The sequence below is a fragment of the Pseudomonas sp. AC211 genome, assembly GCF_979258055.1.
This window is the reverse complement of sequence record NZ_OZ409830.1, coordinates 3,510,780-3,535,784: the sequence shown is the minus strand read 5'-3', so window position 1 is coordinate 3,535,784 and position 25,005 is coordinate 3,510,780. Positions and strand designations below refer to the sequence as shown.

The window sequence follows — 25,005 nt, the reverse complement described above, 5'->3', positions numbered from 1 at the left end:
GACATGCGAACGTGCCGTCGTGCTCTGACTATATTGACTCTCAGCCTTCCGCTTTCAGCGTGGGCTGCGGTTCCGGTGGTAGAAGACAACGCCAGTAATGGCGGTGGCAGCTATCCACCTGCAGGTTATGGCACGACCGGCGCCTATGCAGGGGGAGGGGTTACGGCCCCTGCCTCGGCACAGGGCGAGCTGTTCATGCAGCTGCAACAAATGCAAGACGAAGTCGCGCGTCTGCGCGGCATGGTCGAGGAGCAACAGAACGAAATTCAGCGCCTGAAACAAGAAGGCCTGGAGCGTTATCAAGACCTCGACAGACGTATAGCTGGCGGCGCCACCAGGTGCTCCTCCCGCTACTCCAGATTCCAGCAACGCCGGGGCTATTAATGCCGGCGGTGCGCCTGTTCAGCCGGCAGCGCAACAGCCTGCGGCGAGTTCAGAGCCGGGTGATCCGGCGAAGGAAAAGCTCTATTACGATGCTGCCTTCGACCTCATCAAAGCTAAAGACTTCGACAAAGCCAGCCAGGCTTTCGCCGCATTCCTGCGCAAATACCCACAAAGCCAATATGCCGGTAACGCGCAATATTGGTTGGGCGAAGTAAACCTCACCAAAGGTGATCTGCAAGGCGCCGGTCAAGCGTTTGCCAAGGTTAGCCAGCTGTATCCGACTCATAACAAGGTGCCGGATTCGTTGTACAAACTTGCCGATGTTGAGCAGCGTCTGGGCCATACCGACAAAGCCAAAGGTATCTTGCAGCAAGTTATTGCGCAGTACCCCGGCAGCTCAGCCGCACAGTTGGCCCGGCGGGATTTGCAGCGTTTGTAAAAGCCTGACTTTCTGTTCAATAAAACCCGCGCCTGTCGCGGGTTTTTTGTTTAGAATCGCCGCCCCAATTCCCGCAACGGAGGCGGATGGCCTGTTTCGCCGTCACGCCCGTGGCTGATATGCAAAAAAACCTGCGCATTACCGAGATTTTTTACTCGTTGCAGGGTGAAACGCGCACTGCCGGTTTACCGACTGTGTTCGTTCGCCTGACTGGCTGCCCGTTACGCTGCCAGTACTGCGACACCGCCTACGCCTTCAGCGGCGGCGAAATCATGTCCCTCGACGACATCGTTGAGCAGATCGCGGCCTACAAGCCGCGCTATGTCTGCGTCACTGGTGGCGAGCCGTTGGCTCAGCCCAACTGCATTCCTCTGCTGGAGCGCCTGTGTGATGCCGGCTTCGAGGTGTCGCTGGAAACCAGTGGCGCGCTCGATGTGTCGGCGGTCGACCCGCGAGTGAGCAAGGTGGTCGATTTGAAGACCCCAGGCTCTGCTGAGGTCGCTCGCAATCGCTACGAGAATATCGAATTCCTGACGGCAAACGATCAGGTCAAATTTGTGATCTGTTCCCGTGAAGACTACGACTGGTCAGTCTCCAAACTCATCCAATACGGTTTGCAGAATCGTGCCGGTGAAGTGTTGTTTTCGCCCAGCCATCAACAAGTAGACGCGCGTGCGTTGGCCGACTGGATCGTTGCTGACAATTTGCCGGTGCGTTTGCAGTTGCAGCTTCACAAAATTCTTTGGAACGACCAGCCGGGGCACTGACATGACGACGAAAAAAGCGGTAATTCTGCTCTCCGGCGGCCTCGACTCCGCCACCGTTGTGGCGATGGCCAAGGCCGACGGTTACGCCTGCTACACCATGAGTTTCGACTATGGCCAGCGTCACCGTTCCGAGCTGCAAGCCGCCGAGCGCGTGGCCGAACAGCTCGGCGTCATCGAGCACAAAGTGATTGGCTTGAACCTCAACGGCATGGGCGGTTCGGCGTTGACCGACAGCAGCATCGCCGTGCCGGAAACGCCCGGCGAAGGCATTCCGGTGACGTACGTTCCGGCACGCAATACCGTATTCCTCTCGCTCGCTCTGGGTTGGGCTGAAGTACTCGGCGCGCAGGATATTTTTATTGGCGTGAACGCGGTGGACTACTCGGGTTATCCCGATTGCCGCCCCGAGTTCGTCGAGGCGTTTGAGCGCATGGCCAATCTGGCCACCAAGGCGGGCGTGGAAGGCCAGGGCTTTCGTATCCAGGCGCCGTTGCAGTTTCTGAGCAAGGCGCAGATCGTTCAGGCAGGCATGGCGCAGGGCGTCGATTACGCATTGACTGTCTCGTGCTACCAGGCGGACGACGACGGCCGCGCCTGTGGCAAGTGCGATAGCTGTCGTTTGCGTGCTGCCGGGTTTGCCGAGGCCGGCGTGAATGACCCTACAAGATATTTCTAAATCTTTACCGCATGCTGTTGATTTTATGAATTAAATCAGTATTATGCACACCGCGGGTCGTTAGCTCAGTTGGTAGAGCAGTTGGCTTTTAACCAATTGGTCGTAGGTTCGAGTCCCACACGACCCACCATATTTCCTTCGCAAGAAGGACCGGAAAACCCGGAACATTCCACCGCGAATGTTCCGGGTTTTTTCGTTTCTGTCGTCCCAGTTTTATTCTCGCCGCGCGCTTGCGCTGACATTCGGGCGGGTATACTCCGCCCCACTGAAAGCATATTCAGAGCCTGATGACATGACCCAGATTTCCGAACGCCTGTTGGTTCAGGCGCACCTCGATGCCAAACAACCCAAGCCCCTGTCGCCGGAAGAAGAGGCGCGTTTGCGCGCAGACATTGCGGCCGAACTGAAGGCGCAGGATGCGGTGTTGGTCGCGCACTACTATTGCGATCCGGTGATTCAAGCGCTGGCCGAAGAAACCGGCGGTTGTGTGTCCGACTCGCTGGAAATGGCGCGCTTCGGCAATCAGCACTCGGCCAAAACCGTGCTGGTCGCGGGCGTGAAATTCATGGGTGAGACCGCGAAGATTCTCAACCCTGAAAAGCGCGTTTTAATGCCGACGCTGGAAGCGACCTGCTCGCTGGACCTCGGCTGTCCGGTAGATGAATTCTCTGCATTTTGCGACCAGCATCCCGAGCGCACGGTGGTGGTGTACGCCAACACCTCGGCCGCCGTTAAGGCGCGTGCCGACTGGGTGGTGACATCGAGCTGCGCGTTGGAAATCGTCGAAAGCCTGATGGATAACGGCGAGAAAATCATCTGGGCGCCCGACAAGCACCTGGGCCGCTATATCCAGAAACAGACCGGCGCCGACATGCTGCTCTGGGACGGTGCCTGCATCGTTCACGAAGAGTTCAAGTCCAAGCAGCTCGAAGACATGAAGGCGCTGTACCCGGACGCCGCCATTCTGGTGCACCCCGAGTCGCCGGAGTCGGTTATTGATCTGGCCGATGCGGTGGGCTCGACCAGTCAGCTGATCAAAGCCGCGCAGACCTTGCCAAACTCCACGTTCATCGTCGCCACTGACCGCGGCATCTTCTACAAGATGCAGCAGCTGTGCCCCGATAAGATTTTCGTGGAAGCGCCAACAGCCGGCAATGGCGCGGCCTGCCGCAGCTGCGCGCATTGTCCGTGGATGGCGATGAATACCCTGGAGCGCACGCTGCAATGTTTGCGTGAGGGCAGCAATGAAATCTTCGTTGACCCGGCGTTGATTCCGCGCGCGCTCAAGCCGCTCAAACGAATGTTGGATTTCACTCAGGCGGCGCGGTTGAAGGTGGTTGGTAACGCCTGATGGATTGCAGTTGCGGCTATCGCGGCTGAAGCCGCTCCTACAGGTTGCACAGGTTTGTAGGAGTGGCGTCGCGATGCTTTTTAGCGCATCAACTGCTTGATCATGCGTTGCTGTTCCATGATCTCTTTCTGTCTGGCGTCGATTTTCGAGGCCAGCGGGAAGTTGTTGATGGCGCGGCGTTTGGCGAAGTCCAGTTGTTCCAGCGCCTGGTCAAAGTCAGCCATCAAGGCGAAATACTCGGCACGCGCCTGATGCAGGCCGATGATGTCGCCCGCCTGGCCGCGCACTTCGGCGATTTGGTACCACACATCCGGGTCGTTTGGCCGCGCTTTCAGCAGTTCTTCCAGCGCTTTCTGCGCCTGCGGTGCCTGGTTTTGTTTCAACAGTAAATCGATGCGACTCTGCTGTAGCGGGTAGTCGTCTGGGAACTGGCTGAGCATTTTGTCGACGCGCTGCTTGGCATCCGGCAGGCGGTTGGCGGTGATGTCCAAGTCAACCTGCGCCAGGTTATAGGTAATGTTGCTGGGGTCTTTCTTCAGCAATATCGCCAGGCTGTCGCGGGCTTCGTTGAGCTGGCCGTTCTTAACTTGCGCCAGGGCAAGGCCGTAGCGGGCGGCGTCCATGTCAGGGTCGTCTTGCAACATGGCGCGGAAGCGCTTGCCAGCGATGCCTGGGGTTTCTTCAAAGGTGAGCTGAACCCGTGCGCGCATCAGCTGATATTGCAGGGTGTCTTCGCGCCCGGTCGCGCCGAATTGTTCGGCGCGGTTGCGGGTGTCGGCGATACGCGATTCGGTCACCGGGTGAGTCAGCAAGAATTCGGGCGGACGTTTGTCGTAGCGGTATTGGCGGGCCATGCGTTCGAACATGTTCGGCATGGCACGCGGGTCGTAACCGGCGCGCTCCAGATTGACCACACCGACGCGGTCGGCCTCTTGTTCGTTCTGCCGCGAGAAGCGCAGCTGGTTCTGAATGGCCGCCGCCTGCGTGCCCATGATCGTCGCCATGCCGACGTCCCCGGCACCGGCTGCCGCCGCGATAATGCCGGCGAGCATCGCCGCCATCACCGGAATCTGCATTTGCTGCTGAGCCTGCAAGCCTCGGGCGTAGTGGCGCTGAATCAAGTGACCCAATTCGTGCGCCAATACGGCGGCGTATTCCGCTTCGGTTTGCGCGTACAGAAACAGACCGCCGTTTACGCCAATGACGCCGCCGGGTGCGGCGAAGGCGTTGATCTGCGGGTCTTTGATCAGGATGAACACCAAGCGATGGTCATGCAGGTCGCTGGTTTCGGCGAGCTTGTACACGCTGCTTTCCACGAACGCTTTGAGCTGCGGGTCGTTCAGCTGCGGCACCTGGCTGCGCACCACGCTGAGCCAGGCGCGGCCCAGTTGAAACTCCTGCTCCGGCGAGACGATCGACGAACTTGAATCACCCAGCGAGGGCAGGTCGTCGGCGATGGCGGGGGAGGCGAGCAAGCAGGCAAGTGACAGCAGAGTGGGGCGCAGAAGATTCATGCACGGAGCTCTTGGCGGCAAAGTCGCTACTGTAGCCGCCATGGCGGTCGGCTGACCACCTCGGTATCCTGATCCACCGATTTTGGAGCCCGATTTGATGAGTGATGCTGTGAACGCTGATGCCGAGCTGGATGCCAGCGGCCTGAATTGCCCGCTGCCGCTGCTTAAGGCCAAGCTCGAACTCAATCGTCTGGCCAGTGGCGCGGTGTTGAAAGTGACCGCCACCGATGCCGGCTCGCAGCGCGACTTCCACGCCTTCGCCAGGCTGGCCGGCCACACGCTTCTGCATGAAGAAGTGGACGCTGGCGTTTACCGCTACTGGTTGCGCAAGGCCTAGCTCAAGCCGTTAAGGAATTGTGATGTTCAACGTGTTACGCAATTGGGTGCAGCGCTATTTCTCGGACGAGCAAGCCGTGGTGCTTGCCGTGCTGCTGGTGGTCGCATTCGCGGTCATTCTGACGTTCGGCGGCATGCTCGCGCCGGTGCTGGCGGGCTTGGTTCTGGCGTTTCTGATGCAGGGACTGGTGCGTACGTTGCAGCGATTGCGAGTGCCGAAGGTGGCGGCGGTGTGGGTGGTGTTCGCCTGCTTCATGGGGTTGCTGGGCGTTTGCTTACTGGTGATGGTGCCATTGCTCTGGCAGCAGGTGATCAAGCTGTTCAACGAGCTGCCGGGCATGTTGGGCAAATGGCAGTCGCTGCTGCTGTTGTTGCCAGAGCGATATCCGCAGTTGGTTTCCGATGAGCAAGTGCTGCACCTGATCGAAGTGGTGCGCAATGAAATCGGCAGCTTCGGCCAGATGGCATTGACGGTTTCGCTGTCGAGCCTGCCGTTACTGGTCAACGCCATGATCTATCTGGTGCTGGTGCCGATTCTGGTGTTTTTCTTTTTGAAAGACGGCGCGTTGATTGCGCGCTGGCTGCGCAGTTACTTGCCCCGTGAGCGCACGCTGATCACGCGGGTGGCGCGGGAAATGAACCAGCAAATCGCCAATTACATTCGCGGCAAAGTCATCGAAATTCTGATTTGTGGCGGGGCGACCTACGTGGCATTCATCGCCCTGGGGCTTAACTACGCGGCGCTGTTGGCATTGCTGGTCGGGCTTTCGGTTGTGGTGCCTTATGTGGGCGCCGTGGTGGTTACCGTGCCGGTTGCCCTCATTGCGTTGTTCCAGTGGGGCTGGGGCGATCAGTTCATTTACCTGATGGCGGTGTACGGCATCATCCAGGCATTGGACGGCAACGTGTTGGTGCCGCTGTTGTTCGCCGAAGCGGTGAACCTGCATCCGGTGGTCATCATCTGCGCCGTGCTGCTGTTCGGCGGCCTGTGGGGCTTTTGGGGAATCTTCTTTGCCATTCCGTTGGCCACGCTGTGCAAGGCCTTGCTCGATGCCTGGCCCCGGCAGGAGCCGGTGGTGGCGCCATTGATGTAAAGCCTGCGTCGCACGCACAAAAAAGCCCGGCACTTTGCCGGGCTTTTTCGTGAGCGAACGGTGCTGCTTAATTGGGGTTCAGCGCCTGCGCGGCAGCTAGTACGGCGTCGACATGGCCAGGCACTTTCACGCCGCGCCATTCCTGACGCAACACGCCATTGGCGTCGATCAGAAAGGTGCTGCGATCCACGCCCAGGTATTCCTTGCCGTAGAGCTTTTTCAGCTTGATCACGTCGAACAACTGGCACAGCGCTTCGTCTTTATCCGACAGCAGCTCGAAGGGGAATTCCTGCTTGCACTTGAAGTTCTCGTGCGACTTCAAGCTGTCTCGCGATACGCCGAACACTTCGGTGTTCGCCGCTTTGAAGGCCGCGTATTGATCGCGGAAGCCCTGGCCTTCGGTGGTGCAGCCGGGCGTGCTGTCTTTGGGATAGAAATAAATCACCACCTGCTGGCCTTTTAGCGCCGAGAGGGTGATTTGCTTGCCGCTGGTGGCCGGCAAAGGTGAAGTCGGCCACGGCCTGGTCGAGGAAACGCTCATGCGGGAGTTCCTTATGCAGGCGTTTGTGGGCGCCAGGGTTCGATCAGGGCATCCAGGTTCAACGCGTCGGCGAAGTCGAGGAATTGGTCGCGCAGCCAGCTGATTTGCGTGCCGGCAGGCAGCAGCTGACGGTCAGCGTGGCGTTAAGCATGGTGCCGCCGGTTTGCGGCGCCAGGTAGGTGTCGCAGGTGAGGTTTTCCAGCTCCACATTGTGGTCGAGGAAAAACTGGCACAGCTCATTAAGAATGTCGGGACGGTACGCCGAGCTGACGTACGCGACGTAGGGCAGCGCCTGCGGGCGGACTTCAGCCGCTGCGCTGCGCACCACGCTGGCGGTGAACGCGTGCTTTTTCGACAGCGAAGGCAGGCTGGTTTCCAGGCGGGCCAAAGCGTCCCAGCTACCCGACACCTGAACGACCAGCGCGCTGTATTCACCATGACGACTCAACCGCGTGCTGACCACGGCGCAACGGTTCTCATGGCAAGTGCGGCAGAGAATGTTGGTCAGCTCCATCGGGTTGGTGCCAAGGGCACTGATGACAAGGAATTGTTCGCGGACGATGGGGGTGGACATGCAGCATTCCTAAAGCGATGAGCGGTCGGCAGGTTAACTGTCGATCAAAGCCGGAAGGTTAGCGAAAACTGTCGCTGAGGGGAATGCTCATAGCGCGGTACTTCGCTTGTGCAAGGCAGGTGGCGCCAGTACCATTACGGCTCTCTTTTTCCGGCAGGAGCGGTTGCATGATTGCGGGCAGTATGGTGGCACTGGTCACGCCTATGGATGCGCAGGGTCGTCTTGATTGGGACGCGCTGAGCAAGCTGGTGGACTTCCACCTGCAAGAAGGCACCAACGCCATTGTCGCGGTCGGCACCACCGGTGAGTCGGCGACCCTGGATGTCAACGAACACATCGAAGTGATCCGCCGCGTAGTCGATCAGGTCGCTGGCCGTATTCCGGTCATCGCCGGCACGGGCGCGAACTCCACCCGCGAAGCGGTCGAGCTCACCACCAATGCCAAGACCGCCGGCGCCGATGCCTGCCTTCTGGTCACCCCGTACTACAACAAGCCGACCCAGGAAGGCTTGTATCAGCACTTCCGCCACATCGCTGAAGCCGTGGCCATTCCGCAGATTCTCTATAACGTTCCAGGCCGCACTGTGTGCGACATGCTGCCGGAAACTGTTGAGCGCCTGTCGAAGATCTCCAACATCGTCGGTATCAAGGAAGCCACGGGCGACCTGCAACGCGGCCAGGAAGTGCTGGACCGTGTGAGCAGCGATTTCCTCGTGTATTCCGGCGATGACGCCACCGCCGTCGAGCTGATGCTGATGGGCGGCAAAGGCAATATTTCCGTGACTGCCAACGTTGCCCCGCGCGCCATGAGCGAGCTGTGTGCCGCGGCGATGGCCGGCGATGCCGTGACAGCCCGGGCGATCAACGACCGCCTGATGCCGCTGCACAAAACGCTGTTCATTGAATCCAACCCGATTCCGGTGAAGTGGGCCCTGCAGGAAATGGGCTTGATGGTCGAAGGCATTCGTCTGCCGCTGACCTGGCTTAGTCCGCGTTGTCATGAACCGCTGCGTCAGGCCCTGCGCCAGTCCGGCGTATTGGTTTAATTGAAGGAAGCACTACGCATGAAGCGACTGGCCGGACTTTCTGCCCTTGCCGTGATCATTTCCAGCACCAGCGGTTGCGGGTGGCTGTGGGGTGACGACGGTTATTTCCGTGATCGTGGCAGTGATTACCTGACCCAACATCAAAGCCCGGCGATGCAAGTGCCGTCCGGCCTTGACGTCAAACCGCTCGACCCGTTGCTGCCGGTGCCGCGTAACGTGGCGGACTCCACCGTGCAGGGCGAATACGACGTTCCGCGTCCGCAACCGCTGACTGCCCAGGCCGACTCCAGCGAATTCAGCCTGCAAAAAAGCGGCGATGCCCGTTGGCTGGTAGCGCAGCGTCCGCCGGCAGAAGTCTGGCCAGTGGCTCATCAGTTCTTTGAAGACAACGGCTTTCGGATTAGCGAAGACCGTCCGCAAACAGGCGAATTCAGCACCGACTGGCAGCGTTTCGAAGAACTGTCCGCTCCGATGGCGCGTCGCCTTAGCGGCCGTGTCGCCGATGTTGATCCGAAAAGCGAAACCCGCGTTCGCGTCCGTATCGAGCCAGGCGTTCAACGCAACACCAGCGAAATTTATGTCGTAAGTGCCGCGCGTCCAGCCGACAGCACCGCCGACGTCGCCTTCCCGGACAAATCGACCAACGCCAGCCTCGACGCTGCGCTGCTCGACGAAATGCTCGCCAGCATGGCGCGTAGCGCTGAGCAGGGCGGTTCGGTTTCTTTGCTCGCCGCACGCGACTTCGACGCGCCGAGCCGCGTCAGCCTGACCGAAGACGGCAACAACAATCCGGTGCTGAACCTGGGTGCCGACTTCGACCGCGCTTGGTCCAGCGTGGGCCGTTCGTTGGAAACCGCCAACGTGCGCGTCGACGACCTCAACCGCAGCTTGGGTGTGTACTACATCAACCTGGCTGAAGGCGCAGAGAGCAAAGACAAAGAGCGCGGTTTCTTCAGCCGTCTGTGGAGCAGCGAGCCGACCAAAGAAGAGGTCGACGCCCGTGCCGAGCGTTATCAAGTGCGCCTGACCAAAGCCGCCGACAACGTGCAAGTCACCGTGGAAAAAGACCTCAATACCGTGGCACCGGCCGAAGTGGCCCGCCGCGTTCTGGCCTTGATCCAGGAAAACCTGGGCTGATGATGTTCCAGCCGCCCTTGATGGGGCGGCAGGGGCGGGGCCGCAAGGCCCCTGCAGCTCGCTTGATCGATAGGCGAAACCCTGGTGGTTTCGCCTGTTTCGTTTAATAAAGGCGGAAATTTTCCATGACCACTCCCTCCACCTTGAGCTTGAAGAAAATCTATTCCGGCAAGGTTCGTGATCTGTACGAAATCGACGACGCGCGCATGCTGATGGTTGCCACCGACCGTCTCTCCGCCTTCGACGTCATTCTTGCCGAGCCGATTCCGGACAAAGGCAAGATTCTCACCGCCATTTCCAACTTCTGGTTCGACAAACTCGCCGGCATCGTCCCCAACCACTTCACCGGCGACCGCGTTGAAGACGTTGTGCCAGCGGCCGAGCTGCCGTTGGTGGAAGGGCGCGCCGTGGTGGCCAAGCGGCTGAAACCAGTCGCCGTGGAGGCGATCGTGCGTGGCTACATTGTGGGTTCCGGCTGGAAGGAATACCAAAAAAGCGGCACCGTCTGTGGCATTCAACTGCCGGCCGGGTTGAAGGAAGCGTCGAAGCTGGCTCAGCCGATCTTCACGCCGTCGACCAAAGCGGCGGTGGGCGACCATGACGAAAATATCTCGTTTGAGCAGTGCGAGGCGGTGATCGGCAAGGAGCTGGCCGCCAAGGTTCGCGACACCGCCATCGCCTTGTACAGCGCGGCGGTGGAATACGCCGCCACGCGCGGGATCATCATCGCCGACACCAAGTTTGAGTTCGGCCTTGATGAAAACGGCACGCTGACCTTGATGGACGAAGCGCTGACGCCTGACTCCAGCCGTTTCTGGCCCGTGGAAAGCTACGTGGAAGGCAAGAACCCGCCGAGCTTCGACAAGCAATTCGTGCGTGACTGGCTGGAATCCACCGGTTGGAACAAAGAGCCGCCGGCGCCGGCAGTGCCCGCTGACGTCGCGCAGAAGACCGCCGACAAATACCGCGAAGCGCTGACCAAACTCACGGCGTAACGCTCAGCTCTGCAACGCAAAAGAGAGGCTTCGGCCTCTCTTTTGCGTTTAGTCGAGGGCGGGGCAGTAATTAGCGCAACCGCCTGAAAGCAGGCGAAAAATTTCCATTTTTGGGTTTCACCAATCGCAATTGAGCTGTTATCATGCGCGCCGCTGGGGAGATGCCGGAGTGGCCGAACGGGACGGATTCGAAATCCGTTGTATCAGCGATGGTACCTAGGGTTCGAATCCCTATTTCCCCGCCATCATTTAAAACGAAAGCCCCCGAAATCTTCACGGTTTCGGGGGCTTTTGCGTTTCCGAGGTTTGGTCGTCGGCAGTGAGCGCGCCCCTGTCAAAAACTCATTCCAGAAAGCAGCGATCAAACAGGTACAGGCTGGAAGGCTTGATGTTTTCCAGCGTCGCCTGTGGTCGTCCGCCGTCGCCGTTTTTCTTGCGGCCGGTTTCGCGCAAATAGCCGGCTTCGGTCATTTTCATCAAGCGTTGTCGCATGCTGGTTTTCAGCACGGGGCGGGCCAGCACTTCGGGAAAAAATCATCACCGCTTCCGGCGCGCTGAATTCATTGCCGAGGAACATCAGCGGCAGGCTGCTGTAGAGCGATTTCGACAGCAGCCGTTCGTGTGCCGCCTTCACTAGGGCGTTGTGGTCGAAAGGCAATTTGAGCGAAGCGTCCGATGCGTCAGCCAGCGGGAAAAACGCCTGGGTGCTGTTGAGGGCTACGTCTTCGTAGGCGATGGCCAGATAGAAGGTTGAAGACGACCAGCACCGTGGATCGCGAAACGCATCGCCGACGGTGCCCACTTGCTCAATGTAGGCTAGCGCCATGCCCACCTTGTTGGAGGCGCGCAGGCGGTCTACGGCATCGTCCAGTGTCAGGTCGGCTGTCGCGCCATTGACCACGATGCCCGGCAACGCCCAATGCCCGGCAAACGGTTCGGCTTCGCGCTTGTTGAGCAGAATCTGCAGCGCCTGGCTGTCGCGGCAATAGCGCACAACGCAGAGGTCGACGGTGTGGAGGTAGGCGCTTCGTTCTTCTCGATGGTTTGGCATTTCAGTTACCGCAGGGCAGGGTGGTGGCGCATCGCTTTGGTGCGTTGAAAGGTATATGTCATGTACTTTCTTTTCAAGCTTGTTGAGGGGATTGCGCTTTTATAAGAAATAAATACGACTCGGGTGTTGAACTGTAAGTACATGACGTGTACTTTGTGAGTCGTGTACAGGAGAGATGCCATGAACAGTGCCGTGACGAACACCGCTTCCTTCGATGTTGATGCGCAGAAAAGCTTCACCCCGCTGTGCCCTGATGAATTGCCCGTCGCCGGCGGAGACTTGATTGGCGCCGAGCTGAATGTGATGGCGAGCCTAGCCCGCGTTCGTGTCGGCAGCAAAGATGCCCACACGCCGATGGCGCCCTGGGTGGTGGCACAGCCTTCCGAAATGTTGCAGGCGACCGGCCTTGAGCACGCTGATCTGACATGGGTGAGCCACTGCGTACCGGGCACCGAAGGGTTCACGCTGCTTGATGAGCTGCCGACTCCCTACGAGTACGACTATTTCGTGTGGAAGGGCGTGGAGCCGGACCTTCACCCATACGGCGCCTGCTACCACGATTTGCACAACAAACTGTCCACAGGGGTTATCGAATACCTGCGGGCTCAGGACATTTCACGGGTCATCGTGGGTGGGCTGGCTTTGGATTTCTGCGTGAAAACCACTGCGTTGCAGTTGGCATCCGCAGGGTTTGAAGTGATTGTCCATCTTCCCGCCTGCCGCGCGATTAGCGAAGATGGCGCCCAACAAGCGGTCGCCGACATGCAGGCGCAGGGCATACGCCTTAGCAACAGCCGAGAACAGTTAGCCTTGCTGCAAGGCCAATAAGGACATCACCATGGAAAGTGCTTACGGCCGCGAAGGCGGGGTGATTCAGAGTCTTCTGGATACCGACTACTACACCTTCACCATGATGCAGGCGGTGCTGCACCAGCACCCGAACGTCGATGTGGAATACCAGTTCATCGTGCGCTCCAAGGAAAACCTGGGGCACCTGATTCCGGAAATTCGCGAGGAACTGGAGAAGTTGTCTCAGCTGCGTATGCGCGACGACGAGCTGCGCTTCCTGTTCAACCGACGTTTTCGCGAATACCTGACGCCTGACTTCGAGCAGTTTTTAGGATTGTTCCGCTTCAACCTGCGCTACATCCTGGTCAACGAAGTGGATGGGCAACTGAATATTCGCGTCCGTGGCCCGATGCTGCACTGCATCATGTTTGAGCAGCCGGTGTTGGCCTTGGTCAGCGAGCTGCGTAACCGCGAGAAATACGCCGATATCGAGTTGGAAGATGTCACGCGTCGGCTGTATCAGAAGTTCGAATGGCTGGAAAAAAACGTCAGTAAAGAAGAACTCGCCGACTTTCGTGTGTCTGACTTTTCAACACGCCGGCGTTTATCGTTCAAAGCGCAGCGTGAGGTGGTCGACATCATGCGCCGCGATTTCCCCGGCGTGTTTGTCGGCACCAGTAACGGGCACTTGGCCTACGAGTTCGATCTTCCGTTGATTGGCACAATGGCGCACCAGTGGCTGATGGTTCACCAGCAACTGAGCCGCTTGCGTGAAAGCCAGAACGTGGCATTGGAAAACTGGGTGCATGAATACCGCGGGCGCTTGGGCATTGCCCTGACCGACTGCATCAGCACAGATTTTTTCCTCAAGGATTTCGATCTGTATTTCGCCAAGCTTTACGACGGGCTGCGCCAGGACTCGGGCAACCCAATCGTTTGGGCCGACAAAGTGCTGGCCCGCTATGGTCAGTTGGGGATCGACCCGATGACCAAAGAACTGATGTTTTCCGATGGGCTGAATTTCGAAAAGTGCTTGCCCATCCTGCGTCACGTTCGCGGCAGGGCAAAATTCGGCTTTGGCATGGGCACGAGCTTGGCCTGTGACGTAGACGGTGTAGAGCCGTTGAGTATTGTGATGAAACTGGTGCGGGTGCACGGCGAACCGGTGGTGAAGTTCTCCGACGACCCGGTGAAAAATGTCTGCGAAGACGCCTCGTTCCTGCAATACGCCTCGAACGTATTCGGCGTACGCGACACCAAACAGCAACTGGTAGGAGTGTGAAATGGGCACGGCAAAACAAGATGCGATTGCGCGCGAGCTGGGGGTAAACCGCCAGTTGGCTAAAGGTGGCGAGCAGGCGGAAATTACTCGTCGTGTCGACTTTATCAAAGGCGTGGTGCGTAATTCCGGCTGCAAGTCGCTGGTGCTGGGCATCAGTGGTGGCGTCGATTCGTTGACTGCCGGACGCCTCTGCCAACTCGCCGCCGAGCAACTGCGCGACGAAGGTTATGAGGCTCAGTTCATTGCCGTGCGCCTGCCCTATAAAACCCAGGCTGACGAGCATCATGCCCAGGCCTCGCTGGACTTTATCAAGCCGGACCAGATCACCACCGTTAACATTGCCGACAGTGTCGAAGGCCTGATGTCCAACATCGCCATCGAAGGGCTGCAGCCGAGCGAGGGGCTGATCGACTTCACCAAGGGCAACGTGAAAGCGCGCACGCGGATGGTGGCTCAGTACGCTATCGCCAACTTCACCAACGGTTTGGTGGTGGGCACCGACCACGCGGCCGAGGCGTTGATGGGCTTCTTCACCAAATTCGGTGACGGTGCCTGCGATTTGGCGCCGTTAAGCGGCTTGTGCAAAAGCCAGGTGCGGATGGTGAGCGCTGCATTGGGCGCGCCCCATGAGCTGGTGTTCAAGGCGCCTACTGCGGATCTGGAAGAGTTAGTGCCAGGCAAGTTGGACGAAGATTCGTACGGCTGCACCTACGAAGACATCGACAACTATCTGCTAGGCAATGAAGTGCCTGCCGCGGCGGTGGAGATCATCGAGCGCGCGTTCGCCAAAACAGCGCACAAGCGCGCACTGCCTCTGGCGCCGTAACACAGCGTCTATTCCGGCCTGTGTCATATCGAGCGCGCTGTTACAGCGTGCTCGATATCGTTTTTATCCCTGCGTTTTCCGTTGCGCCGCGTCGCGATAGGCGAGGTATTTGCGCTGCGTGGCGATATGGTCGGCGATAATTTTCGCGTCGTGCCACACCCCCCAGATAAACGTCGAGCCTCGGCGTAGCAGCCAGGGCAGGCCCAGGAAGTAAACCCCAGGCTCGCTGGACACGCCGCGTTGATGCTGCGGCTTGCCATTGGCGTCGAAGGCATTCACCTGCAGCCAGCTGTAATCCACCGCATAGCCGGTGGCCCAGATAATCGAAGTGACACCGGCCTCGGCTAAATCCAGCTGCAAGAGGGGTTTTTACGCACTCTGGTTCCGGCAAGAAGAAACGGGCTTCCGGTTCTTCGGGAAGATCGAGCCCGTTGCGAGCGATATAGGCATCGGCCGCGTCCAGCAGCGACAGATAATTCTGATCCCCATTGGCCAGGTTCTGAGCGAGATCGCCCTTGAATTTCACTACGCCATGCTCGAACGAGTCGGTCAGTCCCACCAGTGTGATGCCCAGTTTCGCCAGGGCACGAAAGTCCACGGTATGGCCACCGCGAGCACCGCTGACGGCAATGGTCACATGCTCTTTGCCGGGCTTGCTGGCGGGCGCATCCCATTCGCCCAACACCCCGAGCCACCAACAGAAATCACGGTTGCGGTACGCGCGCGGCGGGCGATCGTGGGCGCCTACCGACAAGTACACCTGCTTGCCCGCACGCTGCAATTCGTCGGCAATTTGCACACCGGAAGAGCCCGCGCCAACGACCAGCACTGCGCCCTCGGGCAATTGTGCCGGGTTGCGGTAGTCGGCTGAGTGGATCTGGTGAATGTCGGTGGCGGTGGGTGCAATCGGTGGAATCACCGGGCGCTGAAACGGACCGGTTGCCGCCACGATTCGGTTGGCTTCGTAGGTGCCTTCTGAGGTCTCAATGGTAAATCCTGCGCGTTCCGCGTTGCGGGTGACTTTTTTCACCTCGACGCCGGTGCGGATCGGCGCGTTGAATTTTTCCGCATAGGTCACGAAATAGTCGGCGACGCGCTCTTTTGAGGCGAACGCGTCGGGCTCCAGGTCGTCGAATTCCAAGCCGGGAAAACGGTCGTGCCACACCGGACCGTTGGCCACCAAAGAATCCCAGCGGCCCGAGCGCCACGCTTCAGCAATACGGCTTCGCTCCAGGACCAGATGCGGTACGCCGAGGTTGTTCAGGTGCTCGCTCATGGCGATGCCGGCTTGGCCTGCGCCAATCACAAGTGTGTCGATGGAGATTTTTTCGGCTGTCACATCTCAGTCCTTCTGAATGGCGTTTGGCCTTTCCCGGTCGTGACGAGCGAAATGGTTGGCGCCGCCATTACCGAGGAGATAGGGCGCATTCTGTTCAGAGGAAGGAAATAGCGAAAATATGATTTATGTAGTCGCTAGCTAGGAAAAAGATGCCTCTGCGGAGGCCGCACGGCGTGTCGTGCAAGCGGGGCTATGGGAAGTGACGTCCACGCTGCGGCGCAGCGTACGAAGTGGCTTTAATGGGCTGCGCAATGCGTTGTGCCGCCCTGGGGCTTTAGCAGATACTGCGCGTGGATTTTGTCTCTCATTCCTTGCAAGAAGGGCTCAGCAATGGGCGTTTTAAGGAATGAGTGCGGTGCTAAGGATGGCAATTAACAGGTTAAGGCATGCCCCACAGAGGCGCAGCCATGAGTAGAACCGTTGTTGCATCCAGAAACTGAAACAGGCGCCGCATAAGGACACCGAATGAAGCGTCTATTAATACTGCTAACCGTACTGGCGATCGCCGGCTGTTCGTCGAGCCCTACGGTGCATAAGAAGTACGGCAAGAAAGCAGGACTGCACATCAGCTGTTCCGGGCTGACGTCCTCTTGGGAAAACTGTCTGGCTGAGGCCGCGAAAAGTTGCGGCAGTGCCGGGTACAAAGTGCTGGCGAAGTCGGGTGTGGGGGAAGGGGACTACGATGAAAATTATCCGTTTGGCCTGAACCCGGACGGCTTCTCCAGCCGAAACATGATCGTTCTCTGCCGTTAGCGGTCAATTGAAAGGCTGCGGTGTTGCAAAAGCTCACCGAGCGCTCACATGGGAAGGACTATGGCTAAGTTGGGCTGGGGATTACTGGGTGGCGCTGCGTTATTGCTGGCGCTGAATGGCTGCGCAACGGTCAACCCAACGATTACCAAGGATGGCGATCAGGCGCTGAGCATCGACTGCTCGGGGCAGGCGCTCAAATGGCAACACTGCTATGAGAAAGCCACGCAGAGCTGCCCGAGCGGCTATGACGTGGTCGGCAAAAAGGGGCGCGCCGATGCGGCCCCGGATGACCGTGTGCTGGGCATGGAGCCAGGCGACTATGCGTACCGCAGCCTGGTGGTGACCTGCCACTGACGCGTATTTCGTAGCCATAAAAAAACCGGAGTCTGTGAAAACAGGCTCCGGTTTTTTTTATGGCGCTGTCGGCAATCAGGCCGGTATGTAACTCATGACCCCGGCGTTATCCACCAGTTGCTTGCGCATCTCTGACGAGAGTGAGCCGGCACGTACGCACAGCTCGCGGCGTACGCCTTCAACCACCTGGCCAAACACCTCGGCGCTGACCACTTCATCCGAACTGATAACGCGGCTATAGGCCATTTCATCGTTGCTGTCGGCGAGGGTCAACACCACGCTGCCATCGGGGCGGAGCTGGCCGAGTGAAGGGCGCAGCGGGTGGAAGGCTTTCTCGAGCAGGTCGAAATTAACATGACGCATATAAGCGCTCCGTCGCGGGTGAGTTAGCTCAGACCGTCCCGTTTTGCGGAGGTTCAGGCCGCCAGGCCTTTGGTTGCCAGCGATTGACGCGTGCGGTCGATCACGTGCTGCAACGAGCCGTTTTCATACTGCTCTGGGTACAGGCGTTCGCAGTGACGGGCCACGCCGCGTTCGTTGACGATGGTGAAGCTGAAGCAGCCATTGCGCACGGCCTGGATGTGGCAGGCCAGAGGGGCGAAGGCGTTACGAAGGGTGCTGATTGCATCCTGAACTTGGGGTTGGGTATTCATCATTATTAGATGTTCCTACACGTGCGGCGTCTTGCCGCTAATAAAATAACTCCGATATTGGCCGCCAAACGGGCGAGCTCAAATGACTCTGATCGGAGCAGGACCGCACGCTAAAAGTTCCGCCAATATGCGGGGCTCATCGTGCAGGTAGGTACTTCGGAGGGCAGGTGCCACGGAACGCTTTCAGTGCGTTTCCAGTGGTAGTCCTGATCAATCGACAGATTGGCGTTGCAGAGTTGGAGGCAGCACGGCGATCTTTGGAGAGGGCGGTGAAGCTTTATCTGGAGGCCAGCCAGGTGTGCCGAAAAAAAGCGGTCACTTGGCATCAGGCACTTCGCATCAGCTGGGCTCGGCAGAGCGAGAAAGCTGGAGAGGAGGGCGTAAATTGACTTTCAAACGTGGTACTAACCGGCCGGCACCCTACGGTAAAAACGCCGGTGTGACCAGCTAGTCTGACCAGCGGTTGCGTTATCGGCGTATGCGGTCGCAGGTCAAGCACAAACAATGGCCCATAAAAAAGCCCCACCGAAGCGGGGCTTTTTACCTTCAGCGCTGGGCTGAATTAGGCAACCTGAACTTCTTCAGCTTGCATGCCTTTCTGGCCTTTAGCCGCTACGAAAGTAACCGACTGGCCTTCTTTCAGGCTTTTGAAGCCATCGCTTTGGATAGCTTTGAAGTGTACGAAAAGATCGTCGCCGCCCGATTGTGGAGTGATGAAGCCGTAGCCTTTTTCATCGTTGAACCACTTAACGGTACCCGCTTGGCGATTGGACATGGTGTAGCTCCTTGAACAAAGTTAACTGAGGTCAAAAGACCAGGTTCGGACTGAGTGCAAAGAGTAAAAGGAGTCGTGGAGCAAGAGCTAGCTTCCATTGCGATTCACGGTGACACAAGCAGCACAGTGGCGACACCATACAAGGTTTATTCGTCGAGTGCGAGCCCTTCGCATCGCCGAAAATCACCCTGTATTTACTGGCTAAATGACGTAGTCGGCAACGTCGTTGCTTTCAGAAAATTTGCTTAAAAATTGCTGCGTCCGCACCTCGCGCGGGTTGGCAAATAACGCCTTGGCTTCGCCCTGTTCGACGATCACGCCCTGGTCGATAAACACCACGCGATTGGCTACGTCGCGAGCGAAACTCATCTCGTGGGTGACGATGATCATCGTGCGATTTTCTTGGGCCAGACCGCGAATAGTTGCCAGCACTTCGCCGACCAATTCCGGGTCGAGCGCCGAGGTTGGTTCGTCGAACAGAATCACGTCGGGCTGCATGGCCAGGGCCCTGGCGATGGCCACGCGTTGCTGCTGGCCGCCTGACAAGCGCCGGGGATACGCATCCTCCTTGCCCGCCAAACCGACCTTCGCCAGCAGCGCGCGGGCCCGTTCAACCGCGGTGGCGCGCGCTTCTTTTTTCACCACCAGCGGCCCTTCGATAATGTTTTCCAGCGCTGTGCGATGGGGAAACAAATTGAAATTCTGGAACACGAAACCAACGCGCTGACGCAGGCTGCGAATCAGCTCCTTTTGTTTGGCCAACGGCTTGCTCGCATCGATAAACATATCGCCAACACGAATGCTGCCGCTGTCCGGTTCTTCGAGCAGATTGAGGCAGCGCAGCAGCGTGGTTTTACCCGAGCCGCTGGGGCCGATAATGGCCACCACTTCGCCCGTGGCCACATCCAGATCAATGCCTTTGAGCACCGTCTGGCCGTTGAACATTTTTGTCAGCGCACGGACTTCAATCATCGGTCTGTCATGGCTCATGGTTGTGGCGGTTGACCCGCGCTTCCAGATGGTTTTGCAGCGTCGCCAGGGCGGTGGCCAGCAGCCAATAAATCAACGCGGCGGCCAAGTACATCGTGAAGATTTCGAAGGTTCGCGCGGTAATCAATTGCGCCTGACGGAACAGCTCCGGCACTTGGATGGTTGCGGCCAACGCCGTGTCTTTCACCAGCGAAATGAAACTGTTACCCAACGGCGGGAGAGCCGTACGCGCGGCCTGAGGAAGAATGGCGCGACGCAAGGTTTGTGCGCGGGTCATGCCGATACTCGCGGCAGCTTCCCATTGACCTTTGTCGATAGAGCTGATGGCCGCACGCAAAATTTCGCACACGTACGCAGCCATATTCAGCGAGAAACCCACGAGCGCTGCCGGCAGTGGATCCAATTGGATACCCAGCTGCGGCAGGCCGTAATAGATCATGAACAGCTGCACCAACAGCGGCGTGCCGCGAAAGAACGACACGTAGATGCGCGACGTCCAACTCAGCAGCCGCAATGCCGACAAGCGCATCAGCGCCAGGCCGAAGCCCAGCAGCAGGCCGAAAAACATGCCGCCCAGGCTCAGCACGATGGTGTACATCGCGCCCTTGAGCAGAAAGGGCGCCGAGTTCAGCGCCAGTTGTAGGCTTTGTTCCATTATTGGGCGTCGATCATTGGGTTACGTCGGCCTTGAACCATTTCACTGAAAGCTTCTGCAAGGTGCCGTCGGCACGCAGTTTAGCGATGGCTTTGTCGATTGCGGCGAGCAGTTGCGGGTTGCCTTTACGCAGGGCGATGCCGGCTTCCTGCGGGGCGAACGGCTTGCCGGCAACGGCCAGGGTGTCACCGGTTTTTTCGATCAGTTCAAACGCGGCCAGGCGGTCGCCGAGAATCGCGTCCAAACGGCCTACGCGCACGTCTTGGTTACGGCTGGCGTCGTCGTCATAGGTGCGGATGTCAGCTTGCGGCACGTTCTCTTTCAGCCATTGCTCGTAATTGGTGCCCAGCACCACGCCGACTTTTTTGCCGTTCAGATCGGTCGGCTTGGAGAAGTTGCCTTCCTGACCTTTGCGCGTCAGCACCTGAATGCCGGAGACGGTGTACGGGCTGGAAAAGTCGTACTTCTTCTTGCGCTCTTCCGAGATGGTCACCTGGTTGACCACGATGTCCAGACGCTTGGATTCCAGCGCCGCGAGAATGCCGTCCCACTTGGTGGGCTGGAACTCGGCTTTCACGCCCAGCTCCTTGGCCACTGCTTCGGCGAATTCCACTTCAAAGCCGGTCAGCTTGCCGCTCTCGTCCTGAAAGTTGAACGGCGGGTAGGTGCCTTCCAAACCAATCTGAATGGTGCCTTTTTTCTGGATGGTTTGAAGCAGGTCGTCGGCAGCTTGGCTAGTGCCGATAAAGCTGGCCCCGAGCATCAAGCTCAAGCCGCCGAGAATGAAGGTGCGGCGCAATGCGGAAATGGTCATAGCAGAGTCCCTGTTACCGGTGAGTGGCGTGAAGTGGGGATAACTATAGAGCGAAAAATACTATGCAATTAAATAATAAAAAAGTAGACCTTCCGCACTTTGGAGAATAAGCGACGCGGCCCTGATTTTCGGTTGTGCTTAGCCTTGCGTTGCTCCGGCAGGCTGATACGCGAATAGCGCGGGTGCGCCGCCCGTGTGCAGAAACAGTAGAGGGCCGTCACCGTCAAAACGTTGCGTGGAAATGCCATCCAGCAGACCGGCAAACGCCTTGCCGGTGTAAACCGGGTCGAGCAACACGCCTTCCTGACTGGCTAGCAGCTTGATCGCGGCCAGCGTACCGGCATTGGCCTCGCCATAGCGGGGCCCGAAATACTCGTCCCACAGGTTTACCTTGAACGCCGCTGGCAGGCTGATACCGAGCAGCTCCGCGGTGCGTTCTGCCAAGCTTTGCACCTTGGGAAATTGGGTGGCAACGGGGCGCGACACCGTTACGCCAATCACCGGCAAGGCAGGCAAACGCTCCGCCAGGGCCAACGCCAGTCCACTGTGCGTGCCGGCGCTACCGGAGGCCAGCACCACGGCGGAGAAGGTGACGCCGCTGGCTTCGATTTGCTCGGCCAATTCCAGACCCGCGCGCACATAGCCCAAGGCGCCCAGCGCGTTGGAGCCACCAATCGGCACCACATACGGCCGCTTGCCTTGCTGGCGCAGGCGTTCAGCGCTCTGTTGCAGCAGCTCGTCAGCGTTGTCGAGCGTAGCGACGGGCTCGATGTGCGCGCCGAACAAATCCAGCAGCAGGCGATTGCCGTTGTTCAGGTAATTAGCGTCTGACGTGCCGATCGGATTTTCCAGCAGCGCCACGCACCCCAGTCCCAGCCGCGCGGCGACGGCAGACGTCTGGCGAACGTGATTCGATTGAATCGCCCCGGCCGTTACCAGCGTATCGGCGCCCTTGTGCAGGGCATCGGCCAGCAAGTATTCGAGCTTGCGCACTTTATTGCCGCCCAGGGCGAAATGCGTGGTGTCGTCGCGCTTGATATACACCTCGCGACCCAATGTGGCCGAGAGGCGCGGCAGGTGTTCAAGCGGGGTGGGGGCGGTGAATAACGGTAGGCGGGCAACGGTTTCGAGGCGGTGGCTAATCATGGTGTCCGGTCAGCAATCGGGAGCGGGAAGCAGAGGACTATAGGCAGCGATCCGATCAGCCACAACCCGGATTCTCGCCGTCGTCATGCTGGCCTTTTGCGCCGTGCGCACAGCTTTAGCGCAGCCTTTGTCTGGCGCAATGCCACCTTGAAAACCGCTTTGCTGGCGTTGCCGTGGAAGCGGCTAGCAAATTTTCATGATGCTTGTATGTCAGCCCTTTCGCCGGCGACCAAGCGCGGGCGCAGTAGTTCCGTGGGTTCCAGCGAATGCTGTAGGAAAACTACCTGGCGTTTTAGCTATTTTTGGCACTTCGGCGCCCTGAAAAAGGGCGCCAAGCAAGCGAGCGTCAAAACTTGTGCACAATTGCGAAGCGGCACTTTCCAGGACGCGCAAAATCCTATAAGGGCGTTCAAGTTTTTTCCCGCGCTCATTAAGTCAATGAAAAATATAGGTTTTTTTAGTTGGTGAAAAAATCATCAATTCGACTTCGAGCCCCGCATCATCGGCCTTGGCGAGGCTTGCTCCCAAGTTACCCACTGAGTTATCCACAGGTTCTGTGGATTGTCCCAAGCGCTTGCTCTAGATCGCGGGTGCCGGTTTTTTGCAAGACTTTACTGACATAAAAATCGGAGTAGAGTGGCCGCCCTCCGTCGCCGTTGCCGATCTTTATGCCGCGCAATTCCACATCTGCCGTTCCCCAGACCGCACCGCGTTTCCCGCTGCGGGTTGCTTTATGGCTATTGGACAGCCCCCGCTTGGGGCGCCGTGTCAGCACCAAACAGTTTGCCGGCCGGCTGCTTAAACAACCGGCGCGCCAAGGCGTTGTGGTTGCACAAACGCGGTTGGGTGAGTTGCTGTGCCGTGATTGCGGCAATGCCCGCGACCGCCGCATTGGCTTTGAGTTGTTGCGCCAAGCGGGCCGCGCTCATGACGCGCGCGCTCAGCTGGAACTGGGCCGCTTGTATAGCTTGCCGCGTCATTTCGATTTGGCCGAAGCCCGGCACTGGTTGGATATGGCCGCTGCGCAAGGCTGCGAGGAAGCGGTCACGCGTTTGCAGGCCCTGCCGAGCGCTTAATAAAGCGCGTCGCCTCTTGCTCGCGCGCCCTGATCCGCCGTCTGGAACCCTGGTTATACTGCCCGCCATTCTCGCGCGGAGCCTTTCATGCCTATCGATGTGCCCACTCTGTTAATTGGTTTGGCCGCCGCCGCCGTGCCGTTGTTGGCGCTGCTCTGGCAACAGCAGCGGCGCCTCGCGCAAGCGCAATCGCACGTGGCGCTGCTGGACGAGCGCCTGAGCACGGCGCAACTGGCCCAGGATGGTTTGGCCGCGCAGCTCGATGGCTACCGCAACGACATCGCCGATCTCATTGAAACCAAAGCCGAGCAACAGGCCGAGCTGGCGGCACTGCGCCGTGAAACCGATTTGCTGCAAAGCGAACGCAGCCGTGCCCGCGAAGCCGCGCAAGAATGGCGAAGCGAGCGCGAGCTGAAAGAGGCGGAGCTGCGTCAGCTGTCGGCCGAACGCGCCAGCCTCAGCGCCGAACTTCGCGAACAACATGACAGCCATCAGCAGCGGCTTAACGACCTGCAAGGGTCGCGCGATGAGTTGCGCGCGCAGTTCGCCGAGTTGGCCGGAAAGATCTTCGACGAGCGCGAGCAGCGCTTCGCCGAAACCAGCCAGCAGCGCCTGGGCCAGTTGCTCGACCCGCTGAAAGAGCGCATCCAGTCCTTCGAAAAGCGCGTGGAAGAGAGCTACCAACAAGAAGCCCGCGAGCGGTTCTCCCTGAGCAAGGAGTTGGAGCGCTTGCAGCTGCTTAACCAGCGCCTCGGAGACGAAGCCACCAACCTGACACGCGCGCTGCAAGGCCAGAAAACCCAAGGCAATTGGGGCGAGTTGGTGCTGGAACGGGTGCTGGAACATGCCGGCCTGGAGAAGGGCCGCGAGTACCAGACGCAGGTCAGCCTCAAGGGGCAAGACGGCGCACGCTTTCAGCCGGATGTGCTGATTCAGTTGCCGGGCGAGCGGCAGGTGGTGGTGGACGCCAAGGTCAGCCTCACCGCCTACCAACACTATGTGGTGGCTGAAAACGACGCGGCGCGTCAGCGCGCTCTGAAGCAGCATGTGCTGTCGCTGCGGGGGCATTTGAAAGGGTTGTCGCTGAAGGATTATCAGCGTCTGGAAGGGCTGCACAGTCTGGATTTCGTGCTGCTTTTCGTACCGATTGAAGCCGCTTTCGCCGCCGCTTTGCAGGCCGATCCGGGGCTGTTTCAGGAAGCGTTCGAGCAGAACATCGTTATCGTCAGCCCCACGACATTGCTGGCGACGTTGCGTGTAATCGACAGCCTCTGGCGCCAGGAACGGCAAAGCCAGAACGCGCGCGAAATTGCTGAGCGTGCCGGCGCGCTGTACGACAAGTTCGTGGCCTTTATCGTGGATCTGGATGAAGTAGGCAGCCGCTTGAGCCAGCTCGACAAAGCCTACGCCGCCGCGCGCAACAAGCTCGCCGACGGCCGCGGCAATATCATCAGCCGCGTGGAAAATCTGAAACTGCTGGGCGCGCGGGCGAGCAAAAGTTTGCCGAGTGATTTGCTCGAGCGTGCCGCTGGATTGCCCCAGTTCGACGACGCGGACGAACCCGCCGACGTCTCCAACTCCGCCGACGCCCCCAACCCGTAGGAGCCAGCTTGCTGGCGAAGCCGTTTGCAGGGTTCGCCCGCAAGCT

General features: G+C 58.9%; 25 protein-coding genes, 2 tRNA genes and 4 pseudogenes. 19 read left to right on the top strand and 12 right to left on the bottom strand.

Annotated features, from left to right (window positions below):
- The first annotated feature begins 3 nt into the window (after positions 1 to 3).
- From ybgF to nadA, 5 genes and pseudogenes are all read left to right on the top strand, one after another.
- Positions 4 to 823, top strand: a pseudogene (gene ybgF, locus ACZZZP_RS16730) (tol-pal system protein YbgF).
- A gap of 119 nt (positions 824 to 942) precedes the next feature.
- Entirely contained in the window at positions 943 to 1,590 is a 648-nt protein-coding gene (queE, locus tag ACZZZP_RS16725; protein ID WP_463384736.1) for a 7-carboxy-7-deazaguanine synthase QueE, read from the top strand.
- A gap of 1 nt (position 1,591) precedes the next feature.
- Positions 1,592 to 2,266 (top strand): 7-cyano-7-deazaguanine synthase QueC, encoded by a 675-nt coding sequence (gene queC / locus ACZZZP_RS16720; RefSeq protein WP_463383508.1) that lies wholly within the window; start codon positions 1,592 to 1,594, stop codon positions 2,264 to 2,266.
- Between the two features lie 54 nt (positions 2,267 to 2,320).
- Positions 2,321 to 2,396, top strand: a tRNA-Lys gene (locus ACZZZP_RS16715).
- Between the two features lie 162 nt (positions 2,397 to 2,558).
- Complete coding sequence (gene nadA / locus ACZZZP_RS16710; RefSeq protein ID WP_463383507.1) at positions 2,559 to 3,617, top strand: quinolinate synthase NadA; 1,059 nt, start codon at positions 2,559 to 2,561, stop codon at positions 3,615 to 3,617.
- Positions 3,618 to 3,697: 80 nt separating this feature from the next.
- Here the strand turns inward: nadA and ACZZZP_RS16705 are convergent, their stop codons facing one another.
- A complete protein-coding gene (locus ACZZZP_RS16705; protein WP_463383506.1) occupies positions 3,698 to 5,131 on the bottom strand; it encodes a M48 family metalloprotease in 1,434 nt (477 codons plus the stop codon).
- A gap of 97 nt (positions 5,132 to 5,228) precedes the next feature.
- Here ACZZZP_RS16705 and ACZZZP_RS16700 point away from each other — a divergent pair, with 97 nt between their 5' ends.
- Both ACZZZP_RS16700 and ACZZZP_RS16695 read left to right on the top strand, forming a co-directional pair.
- Positions 5,229 to 5,468 (top strand): sulfurtransferase TusA family protein, encoded by a 240-nt coding sequence (locus tag ACZZZP_RS16700; protein WP_122493910.1) that lies wholly within the window; start codon positions 5,229 to 5,231, stop codon positions 5,466 to 5,468.
- A gap of 22 nt (positions 5,469 to 5,490) precedes the next feature.
- Positions 5,491 to 6,561 (top strand): AI-2E family transporter, encoded by a 1,071-nt coding sequence (locus ACZZZP_RS16695; RefSeq protein WP_463383505.1) that lies wholly within the window; start codon positions 5,491 to 5,493, stop codon positions 6,559 to 6,561.
- A gap of 67 nt (positions 6,562 to 6,628) precedes the next feature.
- Here ACZZZP_RS16695 and ACZZZP_RS16690 read toward each other — a convergent pair whose 3' ends face one another.
- Both ACZZZP_RS16690 and ACZZZP_RS16685 read right to left on the bottom strand, forming a co-directional pair.
- Positions 6,629 to 7,102, bottom strand: coding sequence for a peroxiredoxin (locus ACZZZP_RS16690; RefSeq protein WP_463536717.1), 474 nt, complete (start codon positions 7,100 to 7,102; stop codon positions 6,629 to 6,631).
- Between the two features lie 11 nt (positions 7,103 to 7,113).
- A pseudogene (locus ACZZZP_RS16685) lies at positions 7,114 to 7,676 on the bottom strand (glycine cleavage system transcriptional repressor).
- A gap of 167 nt (positions 7,677 to 7,843) precedes the next feature.
- On the opposite strand from ACZZZP_RS16685, the gene dapA reads away from it, so the two are divergent.
- From dapA to ACZZZP_RS16665, 4 genes are all read left to right on the top strand, one after another.
- Complete coding sequence (dapA, locus tag ACZZZP_RS16680) at positions 7,844 to 8,722, top strand: 4-hydroxy-tetrahydrodipicolinate synthase (protein ID WP_122452790.1); 879 nt, start codon at positions 7,844 to 7,846, stop codon at positions 8,720 to 8,722.
- An 18-nt stretch (positions 8,723 to 8,740) separates the two neighbouring features.
- The gene (bamC, locus tag ACZZZP_RS16675) at positions 8,741 to 9,859 is read left to right on the top strand and encodes an outer membrane protein assembly factor BamC (RefSeq protein ID WP_122493905.1); all 1,119 of its coding nucleotides are present in this window, start codon (positions 8,741 to 8,743) and stop codon (positions 9,857 to 9,859) included.
- A gap of 125 nt (positions 9,860 to 9,984) precedes the next feature.
- A complete protein-coding gene (locus ACZZZP_RS16670) occupies positions 9,985 to 10,854 on the top strand; it encodes a phosphoribosylaminoimidazolesuccinocarboxamide synthase (protein WP_463383503.1) in 870 nt (289 codons plus the stop codon).
- A 155-nt stretch (positions 10,855 to 11,009) separates the two neighbouring features.
- Positions 11,010 to 11,099: transfer RNA gene (locus tag ACZZZP_RS16665), tRNA-Ser, on the top strand.
- Positions 11,100 to 11,196: 97 nt separating this feature from the next.
- On the opposite strand, the pseudogene ACZZZP_RS16660 reads toward ACZZZP_RS16665, so the two are convergent.
- Positions 11,197 to 11,905, bottom strand: a pseudogene (locus ACZZZP_RS16660) (NUDIX hydrolase).
- 180 nt (positions 11,906 to 12,085) lie between these two features.
- On the opposite strand from ACZZZP_RS16660, the gene ACZZZP_RS16655 reads away from it, so the two are divergent.
- Genes ACZZZP_RS16655 through nadE form a run of 3 tightly spaced genes read left to right on the top strand, consistent with a single transcriptional unit; the run spans position 12,086 to position 14,802 of the window.
- On the top strand, positions 12,086 to 12,733 hold the full coding sequence (locus tag ACZZZP_RS16655) for a nicotinamidase (protein ID WP_463383501.1): 648 nt from the start codon (positions 12,086 to 12,088) through the stop codon (positions 12,731 to 12,733).
- Positions 12,734 to 12,743: 10 nt separating this feature from the next.
- Positions 12,744 to 13,976: a nicotinate phosphoribosyltransferase gene (gene pncB / locus ACZZZP_RS16650; RefSeq protein WP_122493901.1), complete on the top strand. Its 1,233-nt coding sequence runs from the start codon at positions 12,744 to 12,746 to the stop codon at positions 13,974 to 13,976.
- A 1-nt stretch (position 13,977) separates the two neighbouring features.
- Positions 13,978 to 14,802 carry an ammonia-dependent NAD(+) synthetase gene (gene nadE / locus ACZZZP_RS16645; RefSeq protein ID WP_463383500.1) on the top strand — a complete coding sequence of 275 codons (825 nt, stop codon included), beginning with the start codon at positions 13,978 to 13,980 and terminating at the stop codon, positions 14,800 to 14,802.
- A gap of 63 nt (positions 14,803 to 14,865) precedes the next feature.
- On the opposite strand, the pseudogene ACZZZP_RS16640 reads toward nadE, so the two are convergent.
- Positions 14,866 to 16,141: pseudogene (locus tag ACZZZP_RS16640) on the bottom strand (flavin-containing monooxygenase).
- Between the two features lie 465 nt (positions 16,142 to 16,606).
- Between ACZZZP_RS16640 and ACZZZP_RS16635 the strand changes: the two are divergent.
- Both ACZZZP_RS16635 and ACZZZP_RS16630 read left to right on the top strand, forming a co-directional pair.
- On the top strand, positions 16,607 to 16,894 hold the full coding sequence (locus tag ACZZZP_RS16635; protein ID WP_122493898.1) for a hypothetical protein: 288 nt from the start codon (positions 16,607 to 16,609) through the stop codon (positions 16,892 to 16,894).
- 60 nt (positions 16,895 to 16,954) lie between these two features.
- The gene (locus ACZZZP_RS16630) at positions 16,955 to 17,248 is read left to right on the top strand and encodes a hypothetical protein (protein ID WP_463536716.1); all 294 of its coding nucleotides are present in this window, start codon (positions 16,955 to 16,957) and stop codon (positions 17,246 to 17,248) included.
- A 75-nt stretch (positions 17,249 to 17,323) separates the two neighbouring features.
- On the opposite strand, the gene ACZZZP_RS16625 is transcribed toward ACZZZP_RS16630, so the two are convergent.
- From ACZZZP_RS16625 to ACZZZP_RS16595, 7 genes are all read right to left on the bottom strand, one after another.
- Positions 17,324 to 17,611, bottom strand: coding sequence for a DUF3509 domain-containing protein (locus ACZZZP_RS16625; protein ID WP_122493896.1), 288 nt, complete (start codon positions 17,609 to 17,611; stop codon positions 17,324 to 17,326).
- A 53-nt stretch (positions 17,612 to 17,664) separates the two neighbouring features.
- A complete protein-coding gene (locus ACZZZP_RS16620; RefSeq protein WP_122452914.1) occupies positions 17,665 to 17,901 on the bottom strand; it encodes a hypothetical protein in 237 nt (78 codons plus the stop codon).
- A 562-nt stretch (positions 17,902 to 18,463) separates the two neighbouring features.
- Entirely contained in the window at positions 18,464 to 18,676 is a 213-nt protein-coding gene (locus ACZZZP_RS16615; protein WP_108095560.1) for a cold-shock protein, read from the bottom strand.
- 201 nt (positions 18,677 to 18,877) lie between these two features.
- Positions 18,878 to 19,648 (bottom strand): L-cystine ABC transporter ATP-binding protein TcyN, encoded by a 771-nt coding sequence (tcyN, locus tag ACZZZP_RS16610; RefSeq protein ID WP_463383498.1) that lies wholly within the window; start codon positions 19,646 to 19,648, stop codon positions 18,878 to 18,880.
- Between the two features lie 7 nt (positions 19,649 to 19,655).
- Positions 19,656 to 20,321 (bottom strand): cystine ABC transporter permease, encoded by a 666-nt coding sequence (tcyL, locus tag ACZZZP_RS16605; RefSeq protein WP_163016606.1) that lies wholly within the window; start codon positions 20,319 to 20,321, stop codon positions 19,656 to 19,658.
- A gap of 13 nt (positions 20,322 to 20,334) precedes the next feature.
- Complete coding sequence (gene tcyJ, locus ACZZZP_RS16600) at positions 20,335 to 21,135, bottom strand: cystine ABC transporter substrate-binding protein (protein WP_463383497.1); 801 nt, start codon at positions 21,133 to 21,135, stop codon at positions 20,335 to 20,337.
- A 138-nt stretch (positions 21,136 to 21,273) separates the two neighbouring features.
- The gene (locus tag ACZZZP_RS16595; protein WP_463383496.1) at positions 21,274 to 22,281 is read right to left on the bottom strand and encodes a D-cysteine desulfhydrase; all 1,008 of its coding nucleotides are present in this window, start codon (positions 22,279 to 22,281) and stop codon (positions 21,274 to 21,276) included.
- A 96-nt stretch (positions 22,282 to 22,377) separates the two neighbouring features.
- Between ACZZZP_RS16595 and ACZZZP_RS16590 the strand changes: the two genes are divergently transcribed.
- From ACZZZP_RS16590 to ACZZZP_RS16580, 3 genes are all read left to right on the top strand, one after another.
- Positions 22,378 to 22,749: a hypothetical protein gene (locus ACZZZP_RS16590; protein WP_463536715.1), complete on the top strand. Its 372-nt coding sequence runs from the start codon at positions 22,378 to 22,380 to the stop codon at positions 22,747 to 22,749.
- A 200-nt stretch (positions 22,750 to 22,949) separates the two neighbouring features.
- Positions 22,950 to 23,357, top strand: a complete 408-nt coding sequence (locus tag ACZZZP_RS16585) for a tetratricopeptide repeat protein (protein ID WP_463383495.1) — start codon at positions 22,950 to 22,952, stop codon at positions 23,355 to 23,357.
- A 201-nt stretch (positions 23,358 to 23,558) separates the two neighbouring features.
- Entirely contained in the window at positions 23,559 to 24,959 is a 1,401-nt protein-coding gene (locus ACZZZP_RS16580; protein WP_463384735.1) for a DNA recombination protein RmuC, read from the top strand.
- Positions 24,960 to 25,005 lie beyond the last annotated feature (46 nt).